Source organism: Kineosporia sp. NBRC 101677 (assembly GCF_030269265.1).
Classification (GTDB): Bacteria; Actinomycetota; Actinomycetes; order Actinomycetales; family Kineosporiaceae; genus Kineosporia; species Kineosporia rhizophila.
Genome location: NZ_BSTA01000002.1, coordinates 849,446 through 872,306, shown reverse-complemented (window position 1 = coordinate 872,306; position 22,861 = coordinate 849,446). Strand labels below are relative to the sequence as shown.

Below are 22,861 nucleotides of genomic sequence, written 5' to 3'. Positions count from 1 at the left end.
CTCATCAGACGCACCGGCCGCACCGGCGCGCCACCCGATTCGTGTCGTCGCCACCACCGGCTCCTGACCGGTGAGGACGCACTCATCTTGCCCGATCCGTCCCCGGACGTCACGGATGCCGAGCCCACAGATCACCGCGCGCACAAATTCCGGGCGGGTTCCGGGCGGATCAGAGGGCCGACGGACGTCCTCCAGTATCCTCAGCGGGTGGCCCGACCTCGCGTGATCCCGGATCCGGCCTCCCCCGGAGGCTCGTCCGGAGGCCGCCCGAAACGCCGTGACCGGCGTGGGCGCGGCATCCGCGGCCAGCTGCTCCCCCGCTCCGTCCCGGCCTGGAAGAGCCGCGCCGACCGTTTCGACGACCTGGTGCTCGACGCGGTGGACCACCTGTCCGCGCGTTGGGAGAAGGAACTGAGCGACGTCGAGTTCGCGGTGGAGGACGTACCCCCGAGCGACCCGTCGCCCTGGGAGCACGGCGAGATCCCCCTGGGCCGGTTCTTCCCCGCCGACGGCGCCCTGCCTCCCCGCATCGTGGTCTACCGCCGCCCGGTGGAGACCCGGGCCGCCGACGCACAGGACATCGGCGACCTGGCCCAGAGCGTGGTCGTCGAGCAGGTGGCCCACCTGCTCGACCTCACCCCCGAAGAGGTCGACCCGCGCTACAACCGCGACAGCTGATCACCGCAGACCGACCCGGGTGTCGGCGACCGCCGTGGCCGGCACGTCGTCGGCCGAGGCCGGCTGCACCCCGAGCACGGTGATCGAGGTGCCCGACTCGTCCGTCGAGGTCGCCACCAGCGAAGCAGCCACCGGCCCGCCCTCCGGCCGGGACATCCGGAACGCCGCCGTCTTCTCCTCCAGCGGGAACGCCGAGCCCGTGCCCTTCTTCATCTCGACCTTCACCGGCTTCAGCTCGCGCCCCTCGGCATCGATCGGGGTGATCGTCAGGGCACTGTCCGGGCCCGCCGCCACCAGCGAGACCGTCGCCCGACTGCCTGCGGGCAGCACCGAGTAGCCGCCGCGGTCGAGGGCCGGCACCGCCGGGGCCCAGCCGAACTCGGTGGCCTGGCGCCCGGGGCTGCCCAGGCGGCCGATCTGAGCCGCCGCGACCACCGGAACGTCGGCCTCCACCACCGCCGTGTAGGTACCCGACGCGATACCCGAGACCGGTACGTCCGCCACACCGCCGCCCGGAATGTTGAGCACTGCCGGAGTGGGCATCTCGGCCTCACCGGAAGAACTGAGCAGACGCACCCGGACCACGGCCTCCTCGCTGCCCGGCACCGCCACGCGAACCGAGGTGGAGCCGGGGGCCGCCGGATCGTCGGCCGTGCGGGAGTATCCGTTGACCAGCGAGATGCCCGGAATCAGCTGTCGTCGGGCCGGTTCGGCAGAGGGCGAGACCACGTCCACCCCACTGGGCACCAGGCCTCGCAGCCTCGAGTCGTGCATCCGCGCGACCACCTGACCGCTACGGGCCACCACGTGCACTGCCACGCGCTCCTGGTCCGGCGCGAGAGCGTCTACGAACAGCGGGGTCTGGCCGCCTGCGGGTACCACCACACCATCTCCGGAAGGCGCCTCCACCCGACCGTCGGCCCCCAGCACAGTCACGTCCACCACCGCCGCCGAAGCCGTGGGGTTGGACAGCACCAGCCGCAGTCGCTGACCGGTCCGGGTGCCCCCACCGACCAGCCAGGCATCGCCGGAGGTCTGGTCGCAGCGACTCGCGGACAGCCCGCGCAGGTCGCCCTTGGCGGTGAGAGTCGACTGCACAGCGGCCAGTTCGGGCGCGTCGCCGGATCGTCCGGCCTCCGCCGTCATCACGATCGGACCGAGGTTCCAGGTGGAGAGGCCGGCGACCGAGGCCTGCCCCTCCTCGTTCTCCAGTTCGACCCGGGTGCCCGGGTGCACCGAGAACCCGGTCTTGGGAACGCTTTCGCTCAGCTGCCGGATGGCGTCGAAGTTCTTCCCCTCGGCCTGGAGTTCGGCCTCGGCCTCGCCCTCGGAGGCCAGCAGCGCGCTGATCAGCACACCGGCGTCCGGGCTGACTGCCTTCCCACCTTCGGGCACCACCAGCGTCTCGGGCCCCGAACAGGCCAGGGTGGGCACGGCCATCGCAGCCGGCAACCGGTTGGAGACGGTGCTGGAAACCGCACTGACGCCGATCTGCTCGGGCAGCATTGCGGCACCGACCGCGATGCCCCCAGCCACCGTCAGCACTCCTGTCACCGAAAGTGCCCCACGTGCGCGCTGGTTCACGAACTCTCTTCCTCCCCAGAGTCGGCCGGAGCGTCGTGACCCGCTTCCCGGCCGCGCTCGCGGCCCTGCTGACGGACCGGACCATCGGAAGTCTCCCCCTGGTCCGGGCGTGTTGCTGCGTCCCCACTTCGGGGGGCGACCGCCGCGCTATCGGCGGAACCCGCCGGATTCGGCGCGCTTTCGACCAGTGGTGAATCACCCGAATCGGCGGTGATCTCTGCGACCGCAGTCACATCCTCTTCGGCCGGCTCGTTCTCGTGAGAGGTACGAGGACCCGGCGGCAAGAGCGCCGGAGAGGTCGCCTCGGTGCCGGGCCGGGTCTCAAGCGGTTTTTGGACGTCCTCGAGCCCCGACGCTGTCGGCTCACCTTCGACTCCGGTCGGCTCCGGGTCGTTTACGGACGCTTCCGGCGACTCGGCCTCTACATCCTGGGTTTCGTGGTGGGCCGGCTCGGGCGAGGGCTCCACGTCCGGGTCGTCGGGCTGAACTGGCGTGGAGTCGGTTTCGCCGGACTCCAGGACCTCTTCGGCAACCGGCTCCTCGTCCTGAACGACGGTCTCGGGCGCTTCCTCCTGCGCCTGGACTGTCGGACGAGCCTCGGCCGCCAGCCGGGCCTGCACCGCCTGACGGGCCTGCGCGGCCGCTGCTTCCGCCGCCAGCGCCTCGGCCGCTTGGCGGGCCGCCCGCCGACGCCGCCGCGAGGGCCGCTGCGCCATCGGATCGTCACCGTCGGCCGCCTCTACCGCCAGACGGCGGGCCAGATCGGTCATCCGGGCCTGATGCTCGGCATAGGCCTGCGCCGGATCGGTACCACCCGACTGCCCTGACGTACGCGTCTTTTCGCCCCGACGCGGGCGATCGGCGGCGTCTCCCGGCCTCCGGACCCGGCGGCCGGTGCTGACCGGCGGAGCGACCGAGGACTGCTGAGACTGCGGACGCCAGCCCTTCTGCGGAATGAGCAGACGGAGCCGGCGACGCGGCAGAGGAACCGCGATCAGCAGAGCCAGGCCGAGAACGACGAGCCTGGTCAGGTTGTGGGCGCTGCCGGTGGCCGGCTCGTGCTGGACCGCCAGGGTGCCGCCCTCGGCCGGCAGTTCGAACGCCTGGGCCCAGCCCGCGTGAGTGGCGGGTTCGAGGTCGGATCCGCCGAGCGTGGCCTGCCAGCCGGAGTCTTCGCGCTCGCTGAGCACGAGCATCCGGCCGGGTTCACCACTGGGGATCTGCGCCGTGAAGTTGACGCTGGGAGCGGGCACGGTGGTGATGAGCTCACCTTCGGAGGACAGCAGCCGGACCCGCGCCGGGCGGGTCGGGGCAGCCTCGTCGTCTTCCGTTCCCGACTCGACCGCGGCGCCGGGGGCCAGTTCCACCCGCCACAGCACCTTGCCGCCGGAGTTGCTCACCCGGACCAGCCCGGGCGCCACGTCCAAGGCCGCCAGCGCGGCCTCGCTCGCCTCGGGATCAGCGGGGCGGCCGGTGAGCAGCAGCACCGAGCCGACGTCGAGGTCGGCGAAACGCTCGCGCTGGTCCTCGTCCGAGCCGGACAACAGCGCACCGATGGCCTTCAGCACCGGCTCGTCGCCACCGGCCCGCGCCGCCAGCGCCGACGGCGTGAGGGAGGCCGCCGACTCCTGCCCGATCTGCGGACCACCGGTGCGGTAGAGCGTCCACCGCACACTGTTGGCCGCGGGCTGAATGGCCAGCGTGCGAGTGGCCGCCGGACCGTCGGCCTCGGCCGCCGCCACTGCGGGCAGCACCTCTGGATCGGTGCGGTGCACCCAGCGGTTCGGGCTCCCCGTCCAGCCGTCGGCCGCCCAGGAGGTCAGAACCAGCACGGGGGTAAGCACCGCCAGCGCGCCCATGGTGACCGCGCTCCAGTGCCCGAACCCGATGCTCCGCGCCCGCAAGCGGCCCGCCGCACCATCGAGGTTCGACAGCGCCGCAGTCACCAGCGTGAGCAGAAGCAGTGAGACGGCCGGTCCGGACCAGCCGTGAAGGATCCCGTCCGGGCCCGGACGGGTGACCACCACCGGGATCGCCACCGCCGTGACCAGCGCGGCCAGGCCGACCAGCCAGGCCAGCACGGCGATCCGGCGCCGGAGGCGGCCGGTGAGCGCGGTGAGGCCGAGCAGGATCGGCGGCACCACCACGAACACCGCCAGCGCACGCAGCCAGAGGCCGGAACCGCCGATGCCGGTGAGTTCGGCGACGATCCGGGCCAGGTCGTGCACCGGGCCGCGGTTGATGACAGCCGGGTCGGCGGGCCACAGGGCAGCAGCCCAGCCCGGCGAACCGGGCCGGTCCGTGCTGGCTCCCCCGGGCTCGGCCAGGAGCAGACGCGGGTCTCGGGCCACGGCCTGCCACCAGGGGGCGAGCAGGACTGCGGGTACGACCAGCGTCCACAGCAGCAGCCGGCGCCCGGTCCTGGCCACGGCCAGGAGCACCAGGACGGTGAACAGGGCCGGCAGGGTCAGGGCGGGCGCGGCGGCGATCAGGACGGTGAGGCCCAGACCGGCGCCGGAGGCTGCGGCCAAGGAGGCCCGGCGGCGGCGCACCATGCCCGGCATCGAGGGGCCGAGCGGTTCCAGCGGGCGCAGGCCGACCGCCCGGGTCAGGGCGAGCGCGGTGAGCGGCAGCAGCAGGTGCGCCACGATCGCGCCGAGCCGGCCCGCCGTGACCGAGAGGATCAGCGACGGGGCGGCGGCCCAGACCAGCGCGGCCCAGGCCCGCAGAGCGCGCGAGCGGGTGAGCGCCGAGGCCGCCGCCCAGGCCGCCAGGGCGGCCAGCGGCAGGGCGCCGAGCAGCAGGAACTCGGTGCCCGCGCGGGTGGATCCGGCGAACGGCCAGGAGATCAGCGCGAGCACCAGGTCGAACGGGTCGGCGGCGGCCGAGACCCCCAGGCCGGTCGGGCGCCAGCTGGCCAGCCCGGTGGCCCAGAGCCGGCCGGCCTCGGCCGGGGCGGGGATCAGTGCGTCGCCCACCGGCACCCCGGAACCGCGCAGCAGCACCCGCAGGGCCACCAGGCCGGCGGCCCCGGTCAGGAACGCCACCAGCAGGCCGATCCGGAACGAGACCGGCCGGCGCGGCAGTTCGCGCTCGTCGTCGAACCGGATCTCGTCCTCGGAGGGGAAGGCCACCGGCGCGGGAGTGATCGGGGCGTCGTCGCGGTCCGGGTCGTCCAACGGGTGCCGGGCCTCGCCGGGTGAGGTTCCGGCTAGGTCGGTGTGATCGCGAACGTCGATCACCAGGCCCTCGGCCCCGACCGAGGTGGTCGGGGTCTGGGCGAGCTCGTCGACCCGGGGCCTGCGCACCGCCCATCCTCGGCGGGGCGCATCGGGGGCCTTCCGGCCCGGACGCGCTACCTCGCGGCCCTTCTTCCGGACCGCCGGGCGGGCTGAGGGGGGCACCGGAACGCCTGCTCCAGGCGCGGGCTCGGCCCACGCCTCCTCCTGCGCCCGTAGGTACGAGGAGAGCCGGTCTCGCCGCTGGCGCAGCGTCGGCCGGATTCCCGCCAGCAGACGCCGGTATTCGCGGCGTGACATGGTGCGCCCCTTGCGCGCCCGCCAGCGCGCCCTGATCCAGGCCACCGGGTGGCAGAGGGCCAGGAGGTACGCGGCGATCTCGCCCAGCGCACGATCGGGCTGCTTGAGCGCGAGCCGGGCCAGTGCCCGGACCACCGCCGCCGCCCCCAGCCAGACGATCAGCAGGGGCAGCAGGGGCAGGGCGACCGAGGCCAGCCGCAGGTGCACGGCGGCCCGCCGGTCGCGCAGGGCCCCGGCCGCGGCGATGCTCCGGGCCGAGCCGACACTCTTCGAAGTCCCGCGCAGACCGGACGAAGTCGCCTCGGCGTGCGCCATCACCGCCTGGGGCACCACCACCACGCGCTCGCCGGCCAGATGAGCCCGACGGCACAGGTCGAGATCGATGCGGGCGTTGCCCAGGGCCGGGTCGGGACCGCCCAGACGTTCCCAGAGGTCGCGCCGGACAAGCATTCCCGGGGTGGCCACGGCCAGCACGTCGCTGCGGTGGTCCAGCTGCCCCTGGTCGATGTCGTCCAGGTCGACCCCGGTCACCCGGGCCCCGAAGCGCGAGGTGGTGAAGCCGACGTCGAGAAGGCGGCGGCTGTCGGCCCAGCTGACCTGCTTGCAGCCGGCGATCCCGATCGAGGGACCGGCGTCGACGGTCTCGATCAGCTTCTGCAGGGCGTCCGGCGCGGGAGCCCCGTCGTCGTGCAGCAGCCAGAGCCACTCCACCGGCGGCTGGTCACCCTGGGTGGCCAGAGCTCCGGAAATCGCCAGAACAGCCGGGTTTTCCACAGCCGACCCGAGCGATCGGTGGGCCGACCCGGCCGCGGTGCTCACCGGCGTCCTCAATTGGGACCCGACGGAATCGAGAGCCGCGCGCACCGCCGGCCCGAAACCGGTCTGCGGCCCCAGCCGCACCAGGTCGGGCGTGGCGATCGCGAGCATGTCGGCACTGCCGTCGGCCGAGCCCGCGTCGACCGCGATCAGACGGTCGGGACGGCGGGTCTGGGCCTCGAGTGCATCGAGAGTGCGCGGCAGGAAGGCGGCACCGTCGTGGGCGACCAGGACGGCGGTGACCACGACCGAGGGACCCGGCTCCTGCGGGGGCTGCCAGGACGACCAGTCGATCTCCTCGTCCGGCGGCTCCAGCTCCGGGTCGACGAAAAGCAGGTCCGGCCGCCGGTTGTCGGCGCCGGACCCGGCTGGTGCTGCCTGGCCACGAGGACTCACAGCGAGATTCTCATGACAACGGGAACTGTTCGGCCGGGCTCAGACCGCCTGCTTCTTCACGCGGCGGCGCTCACGCTCGGACAGACCGCCCCAGATACCGAACCGCTCGTCCTTGGCCAGCGCGTACTCCAGGCACTCGGCCCGCACCTCGCACGACATGCAGACGCGCTTGGCCTCACGGGTGGAGCCGCCCTTCTCCGGGAAGAACGCCTCCGGGTCGGTCTGCGCGCACAGTGCCCGCTCCTGCCAGGCCAGCTCCGGGGGCAGGCCGTCGGAACTCGTGGCAACCAGGGTGAGGACATCCAGCTCGGCCGAATTCTCCGACATTTCCCCGTCGTTCGTGCTCTCGCTGATGATGATGTCACCTGCCGCCATGAGCTCGTGCACTTGGCGCCTCCCTCGACCCGGGCCCCTTTGACAGGGCGTTCCCCCCACTAAGCGTGATGGCGCGCATACGTTAGGTGATTTCCTGCTCTTGACACCAATGAAATTACACGCGTGTCGTACCCAAGGCGTCAAGCTGGAATCTGCTAGACGGCTCAAATTGACACTTGCACGAGTGCGTGCAAGAAGCGGTTTTTCACCCACCCTGATCGGGAGAAGATAGGACATCTCGCTCCGCGACGCATGGGGCGGTTGTTACCGGTGCGATCATGGTCACCGCTTCCGGGACGCACTCGCCGGAAATGGGCCGAGAAAATGTCATCCGGGCATGCGACGCTCCCCTCCCCCGTTCGTCGGGGCGAAATCCTCCGGTGCAGGTGCCAACTCCCGGTTGTGTCCGTTCGGTTCCCTGTGATGAGTCCCGATGGGTCCCGAATGATGCCCCTCACACCGATCGGATCGACAGTGCACGGCCGTATCCCCGCAATCCCCGACCGACAGGTGCGCCCCTGCACTGATGGCCCCACCCCCGATGCGGTTGGGTGCTCCCGAACCGCGATGCGAAAAGCAGTCTGAAAGGATCAAGCCATGCGCATCACGGCTTTGGCCGGTGGGGTCGGCGGCGCACGATTCCTCCGTGGCCTTCTGCACCATCTCGACTCCCTCCCGACCGGCCCGGACGGCCCGCACGAGGTCACGGTGATCGGCAACACCGCCGACGACGTCACCCTGCACGGCCTGCGGATCTGCCCCGACCTCGACACCGTCATGTACACGCTGGGCGGCGGGATCCACCCGGAACAGGGCTGGGGCCGGGCCGGCGAGACCTTCGGCGTGGCCGCCGAACTGGCCGCCTACGGGGCCGAACCGCAGTGGTTCACGCTCGGCGACCGGGACATCGCCACCCACCTCGTGCGCACCCGCATGCTCGGTCTGGGCTACCCGCTGTCCGCGGTCACCGAGGCGCTGTGCGCCCGCTGGCAGCCGGGGGTCCGGCTGCTGCCGATGAGTGACGACCCGATCGAGACCCACGTGGTGATCGACGATCCGGAGGGCGAGGCGCACGCCGACGGCACGCCCGCGGTGAAGGCGGTGCACTTCCAGGAGTGGTGGGTCCGGCTGCACGCCGCCGCCCCGGCCCGGCAGATCCTCGCGGTCGGCATCGACCAGGCCAAGCCGGCCCCGGGGGTGCTCGAGGCGATCGCCGACGCCGACGTGGTGCTGCTGCCGCCGAGCAATCCGGTGGTCTCGATCGGCACGATCCTGGCGGTGCCCGGTATCCGCGACGCGATCCGCGCGACCAAGGCGCCGGTGGTCGGGGTGTCGCCGATCATCGGGGGCGCTCCGGTGCGCGGGATGGCCGATGCCTGCCTGAGTGCGATCGGGGTGGAGACGTCGGCGGCGGCGGTGGCCGACCTGTACTCCGACTTCCTCGGTGGCTGGCTGGTGGCGCCGGGTGATGCCGGCAGCACGATGCCTGAAGGTGTTGCCCTGCGCGCGGTGCCGTTGCTGATGAGTGATGTGGAGGCGACCGCCGCGATCGCTGCGGCCGCTCTCGACCTGGCCACCCAGCTGGGATGAGCCGTCCGGTCGCCCCTGACCGGCGCGATCCGGACGAGGAGAGGCAACGATGAACGGTGAGCTGAGGGTCGTTCCGCTGCCCGGCATCGGTGAGGTGTCGGCCGGGGACGACGTGGCGGCTCTGATCCTGGCCGCCGCGGGGACGGTGCTGCAGGACGGCGACGTGCTCGTCGTCTCCAGCAAGATCGTCTCCAAGGCCGAGGGGCGCACGGTCGGGGCGCAGGACCGCGACGAGCAGATCACCGCTCAGTCGCGGCGCCTGGTCGCGGCCCGACGTACTCCAGGTGGGCTCGCCCGCATCGTCGAGGCCGCGGCTGGCCCGGTCATGGCGGCGGCGGGGGTAGACAACTCCAACGTCGCGCCGGGCACAGTGCTGCTCCTGCCGGTCGACTCGGATGCCTCCGCCCGCGCTCTGCGTTCAGCCTTGGCCGCCGGCACCGGGCTCCGTCTGGGCGTGATCGTCTCCGACACTGCCGGTCGGGCCTGGCGCGATGGGCAGACCGACTTCGCCTTGGGCTGCGCCGGCCTCTCCCCCACCGAAGATCTGCGGGGTGAGAACGACACGCACGGGCAGCGCATGGAGGTGACGATCCGCGCGGTGGCCGACGAGTTGGCTGGGGCTGCGGATCTGGTGAAGGGCAAGCTCAGTGGCGTCCCCGTGGCTCTGGTGCGGGGGTACGGCGATTTCGTTCTACCAAAGGACGAGGACGGGCCGGGTGCCGCTGCATTGTTGCGTCCCGCTGCATCGGACTGGTTTCGGTACGGCCAGGTCGAGGCTGTGCGCTGGGCACTCGGGGTAGATCCGGAATTGGTCGAGGCGCCTACGGCACCTCCCGGGCCGGTGCTGGACCGACTGCTGCGGGCAGTGGAGGTCGCCCTTGCGGCGCCGTCCCCGTTGCCGGGAGTGGCTGCGCCGGTGTGCGTGGTGAATGTGGAAGAAGCCGGGCTCTTCGTGGTGCCCGAACTCCCGGCCGACCCCGTTGCGCTCGGCGCACTGGCTCAGCGTCTCTCCGCCGCCGCCTGGTCGGAAGACCTGACGGTGACGATCACGTTGGAGCCCCGCGGGCTTCGCCTGCTACCTGGGTAGGTGCGTGGGCAGCGTCATGCGGGGTGCTCGGCGAGGCCGCTGAACGGCGTCCAGTTCCAGCAGCTTCTGCACCCGATAGCGCTGCCCTCGGTAGCACTCGATCACCTCGGCGCAGCCGGCATCGTCCATGACGGTGCCGGTCAGAGCCCAGGAGACGTTGCGGGACACGTGATAGTCGGCCCAGGAGAACGCGTCCGGGTCTCCGTGGGACCGCTGCCGGATCTCAGCCGCCGTCCAGATCCCGATCCCCGGCACGGTCCGCAGCCGTCGGGCGGCCTCGTCGTGCGACAGGCCCACGGTTTCTTCCAGCCGGCCGGCCACCTGTGCAGCGTTGAGCACCGCACGGCGGCGAGCTTCGTCTACCCCGGCCTTCAGCCATACCCACGAAGGGATCTGCCGCCAGGTCGCTGCATCCGGCGGAACGTACATACCTGACGCCTCGGACGTGGGGCCGGGCGCTGGCTCACCGAATTTCAGCACCAGAATGCGCCAGGCCCGACGCGCCTCCAGGCCGGTGACCCGTTGCTCCAGGGCGGCCGGGACCAGTGCCTCGAAGACCGCCCGGCTGCGCGGGACCCGATACCCCGGGCGGGAGCGCCAGGCCTGCACCAGCTTGGTGTGCTCGGGCCGGGGCACGAACCCCGACGGATCGTCCGCTTCCCCCAGCAGTTCCGGCACTCCGTCGAGCACCCAGTCTGCCCCCGGGCCCCAGGCCGTGGCCTCTACCTCGCCCGCGCTCGCCCGGGCGACCAGCCGCAGGAGCGCCGGGCCGTCTGGCGTACGGGTGGCGCGCCAGATCGGCGCGCCGGCCTGGGTACGGAAGCAGGGGTCGGAACCGCCCCGACGCAGGCCTGAGAGCGTCTGGTGGATGGAAATCGGTGTCCCCGGCCGCCAGACCCGGCTCGCCGACTGCACGGAACTGCTCTTGACGCTGTTGGTCTGGCCGCTCTTGGCGCCGTTGACTTTGGGCTCAGCTGTGTAAGCCCCGGCCAGGCCCGACACCTGAGTGGGCAGAACACGGCTCATCGCCCGGCGCCCCCGGCTCGGGCCACCGCCCGGACGACTACGACCGACCGAGCCGGCCGGGGCCTGCCGGGAGAAGTCGCCGCTGGAGTTCACAGGCCCAGCATGCCCTGCCGATCTGCGCCAGCGGAGGCAACCACGCGGATTGGCGGAGCCGACCCCGACATCTATCAGTGACAGATTGGTCGCAATCGGTCAGGTGATGGGACCAATGTGACGCGGGTTACTCGGGGCGACGGGGAGGCGGACTGGGTAGGTCGAGCTGACCGGTCGAGGGCCGGACTGGGTAGGTCGAGCTGCCCGGTCGAGTGCGGGCCGCAGGTAGGTCGAGCTGCCCGGTCGCGGGCGGGCCGCAGGTGGGTCGATCAGGGGTGAGCGGCCGGCTGGTGCCGCCGGGCCGCCAGGATCCCCGCGCCCGCCGCGACCAGGTCGACCAGGGTGAACAGCACCCGCGACACCAGGACCACCACGACCACCTTGCCGTGGCTGTCCAGCACCTGCGCGAGCACCGCCGCCAGCGCCACCTCACGAGCGCCGGCCCCGGCCGGAGCGATGATGATGACGAAGCCGACCGCCCAGGCCAGGGCGTAGCCGCCGATCAGCAGGATCGCGGTGGAGAGCGTGGCGTCGGCGCCCAGCGGCACACTCAGCGCGAACACCTGCAGGCCCGCGCCGATCCAGGAACCGATGGCCCAGAGCGTGGCGGTCAGGGTGCCCCGGCCGGAGGTGCGCTCGGGCAGGCCCTCTTTGCTGACGATGCGCAGGGCCCGGTCGACCAGGCGGCCCATGACGGCGGGGTGCAGCACCACGGCCAGGGGGACGACCAGGAGCACGGCCCAGCCGAAGCCGTCGGGCAGGGCCTCGGGGGCGAACGGCACGGCGATCAGCACCACGAGCAGCGCGCTGAGCACCGACAGGAGCATGCCCACGACGGTGGCGGTGGCGGTGCGGCGGCGGGGCACGTGATGGTCGCGGCCCAGCTCGGTCTGCATGACCACCGGCCACACGCTGCCCGGCAGGTATTTGCCGAGCTGGCCGACGAAGAAGATGCGGGCGGCCACCGGAAGTTTCAGGGGGGAGCCGAGGTCGGCCAGGTTGGTGCGCCAGACCATGCCGGCCAGGGCCACGTTGACCATGGTGGCCAACGCGGCGAGCACCAGCCAGCCCGGGCTGAGCTGGCTGATCGCGTCGGTGACCTGCTCGCGCTGGGAGAGCACGGCCCAGGCGGCCAGGGCCACCAGGAGCAGGCCGAAGGAGATGCGGAACCAGCGCGTGCGGCTGAGCTCACTGGCCTGACCGGCGACGGAGCCGAGCCGGGCGACGAGGGCCTTGCTGCCTGACCCCGAAGACGGGGCCGCCTCGTCAGCCGAGGCCGCGGAAGCCGGTGAACCGCTCGCGGGACCCTGCCCCGTCTGCCCCGTCTGCCCCGGGCCGCCGGCCTCGCCCGGCTGCGAAACCTCACCCGGCTCCGGCGCCCCGGCGCCCACCCGCGGGCCCGACCCGAAATCCTGGTCGGGCTTGCGTGGGTCGCCGGCCACCGGGCTCACCGCCGGGACTCGACGGAAGTCACTCCGGTGAGCGCCTCGACGTAGCGGGCCCAGGGCCCGGCCAGGTCGATGTCGGGCAGGCCGGCCCGCAACTGGTCCAGCTCACCCGGGGCGGCGAGCCGCTTCAGCGCGGCGACCAGGGCGGGCACGTCGCCCGGGGGGACCAGCAGGCCGTCCACCCCGTCCCGCACGTCTTCGCCGAAGGTACCGACGCTGGTGGCCAGCACGGGCAGGCCGTGGGCGTGCCCGAGCAGCACGTTCTGCGAGGCGGTGGCGTGCCGGTAGGGCAGGGCGAGCACATCGTGCGCGGCCAGCAGCGGCGGGACGTCGATGCCGGCCACGTAGCCGGGCTGCAGGTCGACCCGCCCGGCCAGCCCCGGGTCACCGGCCAGCTCGCGCACCCGCTCACCGGCCTGACCCCACTGCTCACCGGCCACCGTGACGGTGACCTCGGGCACGCCCTTGGTCGCCTCGAGCAGCAGGTCGTAGCCCTTGTACTCACGCACCATGCCGAGCGTGAGCACACGCAGCGGATCGCCCTCGGCGCGCGGTTCGCGGGTGGCCGCCAGGTGCCGGCCGGCCGGGTCGGGCAGGCCGCCGGGCAGGTGCGGGGCGAGCGGCACGGTGACCACCGGACGCCGGTCGAGGCCGAGTTCGTGGGCCAGGCGCGCCTGTTCGGCCGAGTGCACGACGATGCCGTCGACCGAGCGCAGCATCTGCCGGATCAGCATCTCGCCGCCCGGGTGCGTCTCGTGCGGCACCACGTTGTGGGCGATGGCCACGATGCGCGGCCGGGGCGAGCCGACCTTGAGCCCCCGCGAGGCCACCCGGATCGAGCGGACCAGGGTGAGCAGCGAGGGCACCTGGATCGGCACCACCACCACGACGATGACCAGGTCGACCTCGCGCAGGGCCTTGCCGGTGCTCCACCAGGTGTTCGGCCGGTCCCACCGCAGCGGGCGGACGGTGTCGGGGTAGGGCGGCAGGTCGGGGCCGCCGTCGGGCACGGCCTGCTCACCCGGGTAGAGCGCGTGCGGGTACAGCCGCGACCACGACACCAGCTGGACGTCGTGCCCGGCGGCCGAGAGGGCGTGCGCGGTCTGCGTGGTGTGCGCCGCCACGCCGCCCTTGAACGGGTGCGAGGGGCCCACGACCGCGATGCGCAGGCCGCCCGGGTTCACCTTCGACGCGCTTCCGTTCGAGACGAGAGAACTGGTCATCAGTAACGCCACCCCCGGCAACCGCGCCGCGCCGACCGGAAGAACAGGTAGCGGCAGGTGCGGGAGTCGCGCGTGGAGCGCGGGCCGACGAGCCGGGGCGCCGTGCAGCGCGCTGAACGGGGCGCCACGCCTCAGCCCTCGTGCACGCCGGGATCGAGCGCGCTGTCGCCCCGCGAGCGGACGATCAGGTCGGCCAGCAGGCCCATGCTGGCGATCAGCAGACCGGCCATGACCAGCAGCATGGTGTTGGCCGGGAAGTAGAACGGGTGCCGGACCATGTCGACGATCCCCTTCACGAACCCGATCGCCAGCAGCCACAGGGCCAGCGGCATGAGCACCTTGAGCGGGTCGAAGTACATGATCATCCGCAGCACCTGGAGGATGTAGCGGTAGGCGTCGCGGACGAAGTGGAACTTCGAGGTGCCGGCCCGCTTCGCGTAGTCGATCTCGACGTAGCGGATGTCGTGCTGGTTCTGCAGGAACGACAGCGTGATCGTGGTGACGCAGGAGAACCCGGGCGGCAGCAGGCGCAGGTAGGGCAGCGAGACCGAGCGCCGGAACGCCCGCAGACCCGAGTTCAGGTCGGGGATCTTCTGGTTGCTCAGCCGCTCGGCGATCTTGCGGATCAGCCACTTCGCCGGCACGCGCAGCCACTTGTGCGTGCCCTCCTCGGTGAGGCGGGCACCGACCACCTGGTCGTAGCTCGGGTCGGTGAGCAGGATCTGGACCAGCTCGGGGATGCGCTCGTTGGGGTACGTCATGTCGGCATCGGTCCACACGACGATGTCGCCGCGGGCCCGCAGGGTGCCGATGCGCCGGGCCGTGCCCGAACCGCCGTTGCGGCGGAACGCCAGCACCTGCACGCTCGGCATCCGGGTGGCGGCCTCACGCAGCACCGCCAGGGTGTTGTCGGTGCTCGCATCGTCGATCGCGAGCACCTCGTAGGGCAGACCGGAAGCGTCCATCGCGGCGGTGATGCGCTCGAGCTCGGCGAGCACGTGGTCCTGCTCGTTGTAGCAGGGCAGCACGATGGTGGCGGTCACCCCACCGGGCTCGGGCGCGACCGGCTGCCCGATCGGCTGGGGAGACGTCGGGGACTCGGGGGCCACGGGCGAAGCACTCATCGGGGGTGAGATTACCGGCTGCCGGAGGACGTTCCGGACGATGCCCGGGTCCCTGTGGATAACGGTTGGGGCAGAATCGCCCGTTGAGCCCTCTCAGGTGACGTTCGAGGCATCGGCCAGCCACACGTCGATATCGAGCCGTTCCTCACCGTCCGGCACCCGGGTGAGATAGCGCTGGTCCTCGTTCGACACCAGGTCCACCACCTGCTCGGAGGTCAGTCCGAGGGCGTCGATCACGGCCTCGCCCTGCTCGGTCGCGGCCAGCAGCACCGGGGTGTTCCCGGCCTCGGCGATCCGCCGCACGATCGGCCGGGCCGAGTCGGCCACGGTCTGCGTGTCCTCGATGTCGACGACCCGCAGCGAGGCCGCCGGCCGGTCGCAGAAACCGCGCACCACCTGCGGCCACTCGTTCGCCGCACGGTTGTCCAGGGCGACCACCACGGCATCGGCGGGCAGTTCGGCACACACCTTCTCGGCCGCCGCGACCTGCCCCTTCTCGGTGCGCTGCCCGGCCACCGGCTGAGTGGCCAGCCAGGGCGGCAGCAGCATGATCACCACGGCCACGGCCACCACCCCGGTGAGGGCGGTCGCCGTCCAGCGGCGCAGGGCCCGGCGGGACAGCCAGGCCATGGCCACGACAGCCGCGATCACCAGCGCCGGGATGACCACCGGGACCATCCGGCGGTCGGCCCACGGGTGGTCGGGGGTGATGCTGGGCCGGTACACCGACAGCACCAGGCTGCCGAACGCGACAACAGCCGGGCCGAGCCAGACCGGAACCCCGGAACGACCGATGGACGATCGGCCCGGCGACTGCGGCACCGGCACCCGGTCGGTGGCGGGCTCACCATCGGCTGTTTCGGTCGCCGTGGCCGACACCGGTTTAGCCGAGCCAGGACCACCCGACCCGACCGCACCCGTCCTCTGGTTCGGCATCGAAGCCAGCCACCAGCGCCCGGTGGCCGCCGCCAGGAAGGTGAACGTCACCCAGGCCGCCACCAGCATCACCGGGCCCAGGTACCAGCTGAGCCAGTTCAGGCTGTGCTCGGCGTACGTGCGGCCGCCGTCGACGGTCAGGCCCTGCACCGCCTGCAACGCCGCGACCACCCGGGAACCGGGGTCGTTCGGGTCCTGCCGGGTGATCATCCACAGCGGGCGGCTGGCCAGCAGCACGCCGAGCAGCGCCACAGCCCCGCCCAACAGCCACGGCCAGCGCTCCGGCCACACTCCGCTGGTCAGCTTCTGCCCCAGCGCCGACGTCTTCCCCTCACGTCGGCGCGCGATCTGCACCGCAGCCAAGCTGCCCAACCCGAGCACCACCCCACCCGCGATCAGTGGGACCAAACTGCCGGCGATCGTCCCTAGGTAAGGACGCGACAGCCAGACCGCCGGAATCACCGCGACGGCCGTGCCTCCGAGCGCCCCGACCACCAGCGGACGGGAGACCGGATGCTTGCGCAGGGCGAGCACCGCGGCTACCGGCAGCAGCATCGAGACCTCGCGCAGGGCGTCTACCCGGAACAGCCCAGCGAGCCCGAAGGTGAGCCCGGCGGCCAGGCCCAGCAGGCGGGCGTGCCGGTCGTCCAGCTGGTTCCCGGCCTTCACGGCATCCACCAGCAGCGCCGCCGCAACGGCGACGAACAGCAGGGCGATCGGTTCGGAGTAGGTAGAGCGGGCGGCGTGCAGCACCGGCTGGGCCAGGGCGAGCGAGGCCGTGGCGAGCACCGCCCAACGGGCCCCCACCAGCCGGGTGACCAGCCCGGCGAACCCCAGCAGGCTTAGCGCGGAGAAGATCGCCGGCATCACCAGCACCCCGCCCCAGCCGTTCACCCACCAGCCCAGCGAGTAGACCGCCGGAGCGCCGAGCAGGAACTGCGGAACGATGTCGACCGTGGTGCCCGCAGCCCCCGCGCTGCCGTGCACCACCTGGTAGTACGCCGGGCTGGAGAGCCGGAAGGCCGGCTCGGTCAGCGCGCCGCTACCCCCGAACGCCTCCAGCCAAGAGGGGATCGGCAGGCCATGCCGCGTGGAGATCCACTGCGTGTAGAGCGCGTACGAGCCGGCATCTCGCCGGAGCACCACGTGCTCGGCATGGGTAAGCGCGGCCCAGACCCCATGGCCGGTGGCAATTGCCAGGACCGCCGGCGCGGCCCAGCGCGGGGCGGTGCTCGCCGGGATCCAGCGCACCAGCCAGACCACTCCGGCGAAACCGGCCAGGGCCAGCGGCACGACGAGCCACGGCCGCCAGCCGCCGAACGGCACCAGCGCGGCCGCCAGCAGACCGACCACCGCCGCGAACCCGGCGGCCAGCGGCCCGGACCGGGCCAGCACCAGGCCGGAGAGCTGCTCACCGCGCAGCCCGGGAAGGGAGTCGGGGGCGGCAGGGGGTTCCGTGCTCGTCCGCTGGCTCACGGCACTCAACTTTCGGTCGTGCGGGCACCGCCGTCGGGGGTGCGGCGGTGTACGGCCAGCGGCTCTACCGGCGTCGGGCGCCAAACCTACGAGACACCTCCCGGTGCGCTCCAATCCCGCCCGTCGAACCCGTGGCGAACTGCCGATGATCAAGCCGCGCGGTGTCCCGTGATCCCCCGGACATGACGGGAGGCGCCGAACGGCACGAGAGCAAGGGTTTCGTATGCGAGGCAACGCGACGATCCATAATCTTTTGTGGCGCTGGCTTTACCGATTGACCGGCAACTCCTCTTGTAACGTCCCCCTCTCCCCGCGAGAGACCTTCTGAGGGCGCCGAGGCAGGCGGTCGGGTCCTGGACATGCAGCCCTCGCTCGGTACCCAACGGCCCCTGGGCTGGGCTGAGCTGAGCCGATCGGGCAGCGACTTCCCCGACATTCCCTAGGCTGACCCCCGTGACTCCCCAAGCCCCGGCGGACATCGCCGCGCTGATGTCGTCCCTGCTCACCGCCGACCCGGCCCGCCCCCGGGTGACCTGGTACGGGCCGAACGCCGAACGGGTCGAGTTCTCTGCCAAGACGCTCGGCAACTGGGTCGCCAAGACGGCGAACCTGCTGGTCAACGAGCTGGACTGCGAACCCGGGTCGACCGTGGCGATCGCCCTGCCGGTGCACTGGCGCAGCGTGTCCTGGCTGCTCGCGGCCTGGGCGGTGGGGGCGCACGTGGTGGTGTTCGACGAGAACCTCGGCCCGGCCCGCACCGATCTGACGTTCGACGTGCTGGTCACCGACCGCCCGACCGCCCCGCCGGAAGGCAGCACCCAGGCCGAACTGGTCGTGGTGGCGCTGCCGTCGCTGGCCACGCGCTGGACCGGCGACGTTCCCCCCGGGGCGATCGACGCGGCGGCCGAGATCAGGCTGCAGGGAGACGTGTTCACTCCCTACGCCACGGCCGGCCCCGAAGCGCCGGCGCTGACCGTGGGGGAACTGACCGTGCGCTACGGGGATCTGCTGGTGCAGGCGAACACGGCGGCGGGCGAGCCGGGGATGCGCCTGCTGACCGGAGCGGGCCCCTCCCGGGCGATCGAGGCCTACCTGGCGCCGTTGGTGGCCGGGGGCTCCGTGGTGCTGCACCACGATCTGGCGAACCTGAGCAACGAGGAACGCGAACACCTGGCCGCACAGGAGCAGGTCACCGTCACCGACCTGGGGCCCTCCCTCTAGAACTCCAAACTGAGGACGGGTCGTCCCCGACCAAGTCGGGGACGACCCGTCCTCAATTGCTGAAGCCCTTACCCGAACACGAAGCCGGGCGAGCGCAGGCCCAGCCGGTAGCGCACGTCGGCCCCGGTGAACGTCTTGGTCACCTTCTTGCCGTCGATCTTCCCGGTGACCTTCACCCCGGCCAGCCGCGAGGCCTTGCCCCGGCCGGCCACCGACCACGAGCTCACCGAGTCGAACCCGAGCTTCTTGGCGAACACCTTCCGGGTCATCCCGACGCTCCAGTTGCGGTACGGGTTGTCGGAGGCGGCGTCCCACCGGCTGTCGTCGACCGGCTTCAGGTAGCTGATCTCGTAGTTGCCCCAGACATACTCGCGGTTCTCGGTGTAGCCACCCATCGACGAGGAGTACAGCGCCTCGATGGTGCGGCCGGAACCGTCCACGATCACCTGGTCACCGGTGGCGATCACGGCCTTGCGCCAGTTGCCGCCGTAGCGGGCGTCGACCGACTCCACGTCCCAGCCCTTGTAGACCTGGTCGGAGGTGGTCGTACTGAGCACGTAGGCCCCGGCCGAGCTGCTGTACTTCGAGCTGAGGAAGGTGCGCGCGGCCACGGTCTGGGCCTTCAGCGCCTCCAGCGGCCAGGCCACCGGCACCTCACCCAGACCCATCAGGTACTTCTGCACCGCGCTCTGCCCGTCCGAGGCAGTGATCGTCTCGGTGACCTTGATGCCGGAGTCGGACCCCACGTAGCGCGCGGTGTCGTAACGGGTGGAAAGGGCCGAGGACCCGCCGTAGGGGTAGACGTTGACCACCTTGCCGGTGTGCGCGGCCGACATGACCCCGGCGTTGGGCACGAACATCCGCCGCTTGCCGGTGTGGTCGAACAGAGCGATGCCGGGCCGGCTGTTGATCGTCTTCCGGCCGACCGTCCAGGTGGTCCCCCGGGGCTGCACCACGCTACGGACGCTGCTGGACCAGCGCACGGTGCCGGTCTCGGCCTCCAGCCGGGAGGTCTTCGCCCCCGAGGCCAGGTTCAGGACCACCGGCGCGTTCAGGTCCTTCTTCACCATCGAGGCGTCGTGGTAGTAGGTCTTGAGAATGGTCTTGTAGTCGCACCCCAGACGGGCAGCACCCTGGGCGCCGTACTGGCTCATGCCCATGCCGTGGCCCCAGCCGTGGCCGTAGATCTTGACCTCGCCCTCCGGCACGGAGGCCTTACCGAGCTTGCCGCCCGAAGACGAAGGGCACTTGCCCTGGGCGCCGATCTCGGTGGGCGTGGAGGCGGCCACCGCGGCGGACGAGGTCGCCATGACGGCCAGTGCAGTTCCCAGGACGGTCAGTGTGATCGAGCGGGGACGGCGCATCGGGTGGGGCTCCCTCGGGTTGTGGACACAAGGGTGGCCGGGCTGATTCGTCTCAGCCGGCCACGAGGTGTCCATCGGCCGCATCCGTGCACGGGTGAGGGGTCGCCCCCGGCGCCCATCGTCCGGAGTAACCCCGAGGAGACGTAGGCAAAGTCCACGAACCAGCCGCATTCCGGCCCCCGCAGCACGCCGCCCGTCCCCTGTAGAGAGCAGTCCACCACTCTCCTGGCGCTTCTCTCGACTCCTCGGAGCTACCTTTGCCGATCTTGAGCCCAACGGAACGGGTGATGCGGAACTGTGGGTGAGCGATCTACCCACCATCACCGCACATATCCGAGGACATCCACCCGAACTCCGGTGTTCCCCGCGTTGTTGAACAAGGTGATGGCCCCCGCCGTACCGATCGGCACCAGCACCTGGTTGGAACGCGTGGCTCCCTTGGCCACCCTCAGAGCGGCAGCATTCGTGGCTGAGCGCCCCCAGGGGTAGGCCCCCAGCGCGGTACTGGAGGCGGGCTTGTCGGCAGTCAGGCTGATCAGAACCCCCGAGGCGGTGCTGGGTACGGCCGTCTGGCTACCGGTGACGGTCACCTTTTTCGGCGTCTGGTGCTTCAGCGTGGCGCTGGTGAGCAGTACCGGCTTGACCGCCGTGAACTGACCCGCCACCTGGCTGGTGATCACACCCCGTACGTCGAGCACCGCATTGGTGGGCGAACCGGAGTTCCGTAGCAACAGCTGACCGTTCACGACCGGGACGATCGCGAGATTGTCGATCGTCTCGCCCTTGCGGTAGTACAGCGTGGGCAGGTCGCCCGGACCGGCGGTCAGCGTTCCCGCGCCCGAGGGCCCGATTGCCGAGACATCAACCAGAACCGCACTGACAGTGGACGAGTCAACGCCCCCGACGGTGGCCGGGAGGACGACGGTGCGGGGCTGGCTTTCGGTCAGCAGGCCTCCCTCGGCACGGCTGTCGAAGACCCGGGTGCCCTCCACGGCCTGGACCTGGCCGGCCTCGGGCACCTCGTCGGTGTAGTAGCCGACGATGTCGGCATCGAGCTCGGTCACCCCCTGGGCGTTCCCCACGCTGATCGAGCCGTCCGCACCGACCCGGGTGGTGACCAGCACGGAACGGGTCACACCGGCAGGCACGGTGGCCACCGGACGGGCCGAGGGACGACCGGTCGGGTAGGCGGTCAGCGTGGTCTCGGCGGTGGCGCAGGAGGCGGTCAGGTTCAGCACCACCGAGGTGACGCCGCTGACCGGAACTCCGGCCCGGCCGAGAACGGGGATGCGCGCGTACCCGTTCGGGCCCACCCCGATGTTCAGGCCGGCGCGGGAGTCGTACAGCCGGGCCGGGGTCACCGGCACGTAGCCGCCGGCACCGTTCGAGGGTTCGGTCATCGGCTGGGCCGCCTGCTTGGGCGGAAGCACGAGAACGGTTTTCGTCACCGGCCGAGCCTTACCGGCACTGGACGACGAGGTGAGGGTGAGCGTGTAGTTGCCGGGACGGGCCGGCGTGCCGTCGGCCAGACGCCCGTTCCAGGTGGCCCGGATCTCCTTACCAGCCGCCGCCTTCCCCGAAAGGCGCGCCACTCGTCCACCATTACAAGGAGCCGTCACGTCGAGCTGCCAGCTCTGCGCTCGCAACGCCCGTGCCGTGACGGTCAGCGCACTGCCGCGTGGTGCGGTGCTTTTCGGCGTGCTCGGGTTGACCAGCGCGGCCTGCATGAGCTTCGTCGCCTTGGAACGGATCTCGTCCATGTACGAGTACAGGTACTTGCCCGGGCAGGCGGTGTGCCCGGTGTTCCGGTGCCCCATGATCACCGGGAAGGTCACCGACTTGCCCGAGGCATAACGCGAGGTGCCGCCCCCGGCCGAGACCAGCGTGGCCTTCCCCTTCGGATCACGGTGGTACTGCTGCAGTTTCCAGGCGAAGACCTTGGCCACGGCATTGACCGCAGCCGCGCTCGGGCGCGCGGTGTCGTAGTTGCCGATCATCGACACCCCGAACGTGTTCGTGTTGAAACCGCCCGCGTGAGCGCCGGTCACGGCCCGCTCCAGACCTCCGCCCCGGCCTTCCCAGATCCGGCCGAACTTGTCCACGAGCACGTTGTAGCCGATGTCGCACCAGCCGCGGGACAGGTGATAGGCGTAGTCGCCGCGCAGGATCGAGGGCACCTGCGAGGCGGAGTAGCGGTTGGAACCGGCGGTGTGGTGCAGCACCCCGGCCTTGATCGTGGAAGTGAGCTCCGGGGGGCAGTTCAGCTTCGATTCGTCGGCCCCCCACTGCGCCCGGCGCAGGATGGTCGGCTCGGCCGCCTGGGCTGCACCGTAGGTACTGGTGGCGGCGATCGCGTCATAGGCCGACGTGCCGGGGTCGACGAGTTCGAGCTTGAGGTCGGAAGGCAGCTCCCCAGAAGCAACCTCGATCCGGGCCTGCACACCCTCACTCGGACCGACGTACAGCGGATCAGTGCCGCCTCGTACGTTCTGCTTCGCCACCGCATCGTCACCGACGTCGTTGTGCAGGGCCTGCCAGCCACCCCAGACGCCGCTCTGCAGCGTGCGCACCGAGATCCGGAGGTTCTCGGCCGTGACGTCACGCCCCGGCCAGGTCACCCCCACGGTCTGGAAGTCGTCGGTGGACAGCTGCCGGGTGAGGATCGCCGGCTTCCCGGCCGCGGACGAGATACCTCGTCCCAGATCGATCTTGACGATGGACGGCTCGACCACCCTGGGCCCGTCGGCCGTTGCGGCGGAGCTCGCCGCCGTCAGGCCGGTGAGCAGGGGCGCGACGGTGAGGCAGGACAAGAGGAAAACGGGCGCTTTACGCATGCTTGGAGTGACCCCAGACCACAGAAATTACGTTCAGTTTCACACTAGATA

Annotated in this window: 14 protein-coding genes; 4 read left to right on the top strand and 10 right to left on the bottom strand. The window is 71.5% G+C overall.

Annotated elements, in window-relative coordinates:
- Nucleotides 1-207 precede the first annotated feature (207 nt).
- A complete protein-coding gene (locus QSK18_RS09280; protein ID WP_232809185.1) occupies nucleotides 208-678 on the top strand; it encodes a metallopeptidase family protein in 471 nt (156 codons plus the stop codon).
- On the opposite strand, the gene QSK18_RS09275 is transcribed toward QSK18_RS09280, so the two are convergent.
- From QSK18_RS09275 to QSK18_RS09265, 3 genes are read right to left on the bottom strand one after another with little or no spacing between them, the layout of a single operon-like run.
- On the bottom strand, nucleotides 679-2,262 hold the full coding sequence (locus tag QSK18_RS09275) for a DUF5719 family protein (RefSeq protein WP_285617807.1): 1,584 nt from the start codon (nucleotides 2,260-2,262) through the stop codon (nucleotides 679-681).
- Nucleotides 2,259-7,013: a glycosyltransferase family 2 protein gene (locus tag QSK18_RS09270; RefSeq protein WP_285617805.1), complete on the bottom strand. Its 4,755-nt coding sequence runs from the start codon at nucleotides 7,011-7,013 to the stop codon at nucleotides 2,259-2,261. Before QSK18_RS09270 ends, QSK18_RS09275 begins: the two co-directional genes overlap by 4 nt.
- Nucleotides 7,014-7,052: 39 nt before the next feature.
- A complete protein-coding gene (locus QSK18_RS09265; RefSeq protein WP_232809489.1) occupies nucleotides 7,053-7,340 on the bottom strand; it encodes a WhiB family transcriptional regulator in 288 nt (95 codons plus the stop codon).
- Nucleotides 7,341-7,985: 645 nt separating this feature from the next.
- Between QSK18_RS09265 and cofD the strand changes: the two genes are divergently transcribed.
- Both cofD and cofE read left to right on the top strand, forming a co-directional pair.
- Entirely contained in the window at nucleotides 7,986-8,978 is a 993-nt protein-coding gene (gene cofD / locus QSK18_RS09260) for a 2-phospho-L-lactate transferase (RefSeq protein WP_232809188.1), read from the top strand.
- 49 nt (nucleotides 8,979-9,027) lie between these two features.
- The gene (cofE, locus tag QSK18_RS09255) at nucleotides 9,028-10,065 is read left to right on the top strand and encodes a coenzyme F420-0:L-glutamate ligase (RefSeq protein WP_285617801.1); all 1,038 of its coding nucleotides are present in this window, start codon (nucleotides 9,028-9,030) and stop codon (nucleotides 10,063-10,065) included.
- Here the strand turns inward: cofE and QSK18_RS09250 are convergent.
- The 5 genes from QSK18_RS09250 to QSK18_RS09230 all read right to left on the bottom strand — a co-directional run bounded on the left by QSK18_RS09250 (nucleotide 10,054) and on the right by QSK18_RS09230 (nucleotide 17,391).
- The gene (locus tag QSK18_RS09250; protein ID WP_232809190.1) at nucleotides 10,054-11,184 is read right to left on the bottom strand and encodes a DNA-3-methyladenine glycosylase family protein; all 1,131 of its coding nucleotides are present in this window, start codon (nucleotides 11,182-11,184) and stop codon (nucleotides 10,054-10,056) included. The genes cofE and QSK18_RS09250 overlap by 12 nt on opposite strands.
- A gap of 269 nt (nucleotides 11,185-11,453) precedes the next feature.
- Entirely contained in the window at nucleotides 11,454-12,635 is a 1,182-nt protein-coding gene (locus QSK18_RS09245) for a lysylphosphatidylglycerol synthase transmembrane domain-containing protein (protein WP_285617795.1), read from the bottom strand.
- Nucleotides 12,632-13,855 (bottom strand): glycosyltransferase family 4 protein, encoded by a 1,224-nt coding sequence (locus QSK18_RS09240; protein WP_285617793.1) that lies wholly within the window; start codon nucleotides 13,853-13,855, stop codon nucleotides 12,632-12,634. Before QSK18_RS09240 ends, QSK18_RS09245 begins: the two co-directional genes overlap by 4 nt.
- 131 nt (nucleotides 13,856-13,986) lie before the next feature.
- Nucleotides 13,987-14,979, bottom strand: coding sequence for a glycosyltransferase family 2 protein (locus tag QSK18_RS09235; RefSeq protein ID WP_232809193.1), 993 nt, complete (start codon nucleotides 14,977-14,979; stop codon nucleotides 13,987-13,989).
- Between the two features lie 93 nt (nucleotides 14,980-15,072).
- Nucleotides 15,073-17,391, bottom strand: coding sequence for a hypothetical protein (locus QSK18_RS09230; protein WP_232809194.1), 2,319 nt, complete (start codon nucleotides 17,389-17,391; stop codon nucleotides 15,073-15,075).
- A gap of 453 nt (nucleotides 17,392-17,844) precedes the next feature.
- Here QSK18_RS09230 and QSK18_RS09225 point away from each other — a divergent pair, with 453 nt between their 5' ends.
- On the top strand, nucleotides 17,845-18,612 hold the full coding sequence (locus QSK18_RS09225; protein ID WP_232809195.1) for a TIGR03089 family protein: 768 nt from the start codon (nucleotides 17,845-17,847) through the stop codon (nucleotides 18,610-18,612).
- Nucleotides 18,613-18,680: 68 nt separating this feature from the next.
- Here the strand turns inward: QSK18_RS09225 and QSK18_RS09220 are convergent, their stop codons facing one another.
- Together QSK18_RS09220 and QSK18_RS09215 are read right to left on the bottom strand one after the other, a co-directional pair.
- Nucleotides 18,681-19,976 carry a SpoIID/LytB domain-containing protein gene (locus tag QSK18_RS09220; RefSeq protein WP_285617789.1) on the bottom strand — a complete coding sequence of 432 codons (1,296 nt, stop codon included), beginning with the start codon at nucleotides 19,974-19,976 and terminating at the stop codon, nucleotides 18,681-18,683.
- Between the two features lie 320 nt (nucleotides 19,977-20,296).
- Nucleotides 20,297-22,810: an N-acetylmuramoyl-L-alanine amidase gene (locus tag QSK18_RS09215; RefSeq protein WP_285617787.1), complete on the bottom strand. Its 2,514-nt coding sequence runs from the start codon at nucleotides 22,808-22,810 to the stop codon at nucleotides 20,297-20,299.
- Nucleotides 22,811-22,861: the final 51 nt, after the last annotated feature.

Excerpts from the sequence above, each read along its gene's own strand:
- cofE (WP_285617801.1), top strand. The coding sequence starts at position 9,028 with ATGAACGGTGAGCTGAGGGTCGTTCCGCTGCCCGGCATCGGTGAGGTG.
- QSK18_RS09215 (WP_285617787.1), bottom strand. The coding sequence starts at position 22,810 with ATGCGTAAAGCGCCCGTTTTCCTCTTGTCCTGCCTCACCGTCGCGCCC.
- QSK18_RS09235 (WP_232809193.1), bottom strand. The coding sequence starts at position 14,979 with ATGAGTGCTTCGCCCGTGGCCCCCGAGTCCCCGACGTCTCCCCAGCCG.
- cofD (WP_232809188.1), top strand. The coding sequence starts at position 7,986 with ATGCGCATCACGGCTTTGGCCGGTGGGGTCGGCGGCGCACGATTCCTC.
- QSK18_RS09265 (WP_232809489.1), bottom strand. The coding sequence starts at position 7,340 with ATGTCGGAGAATTCGGCCGAGCTGGATGTCCTCACCCTGGTTGCCACG.
- QSK18_RS09220 (WP_285617789.1), bottom strand. The coding sequence starts at position 19,976 with ATGCGCCGTCCCCGCTCGATCACACTGACCGTCCTGGGAACTGCACTG.
- QSK18_RS09240 (WP_285617793.1), bottom strand. The coding sequence starts at position 13,855 with ATGACCAGTTCTCTCGTCTCGAACGGAAGCGCGTCGAAGGTGAACCCG.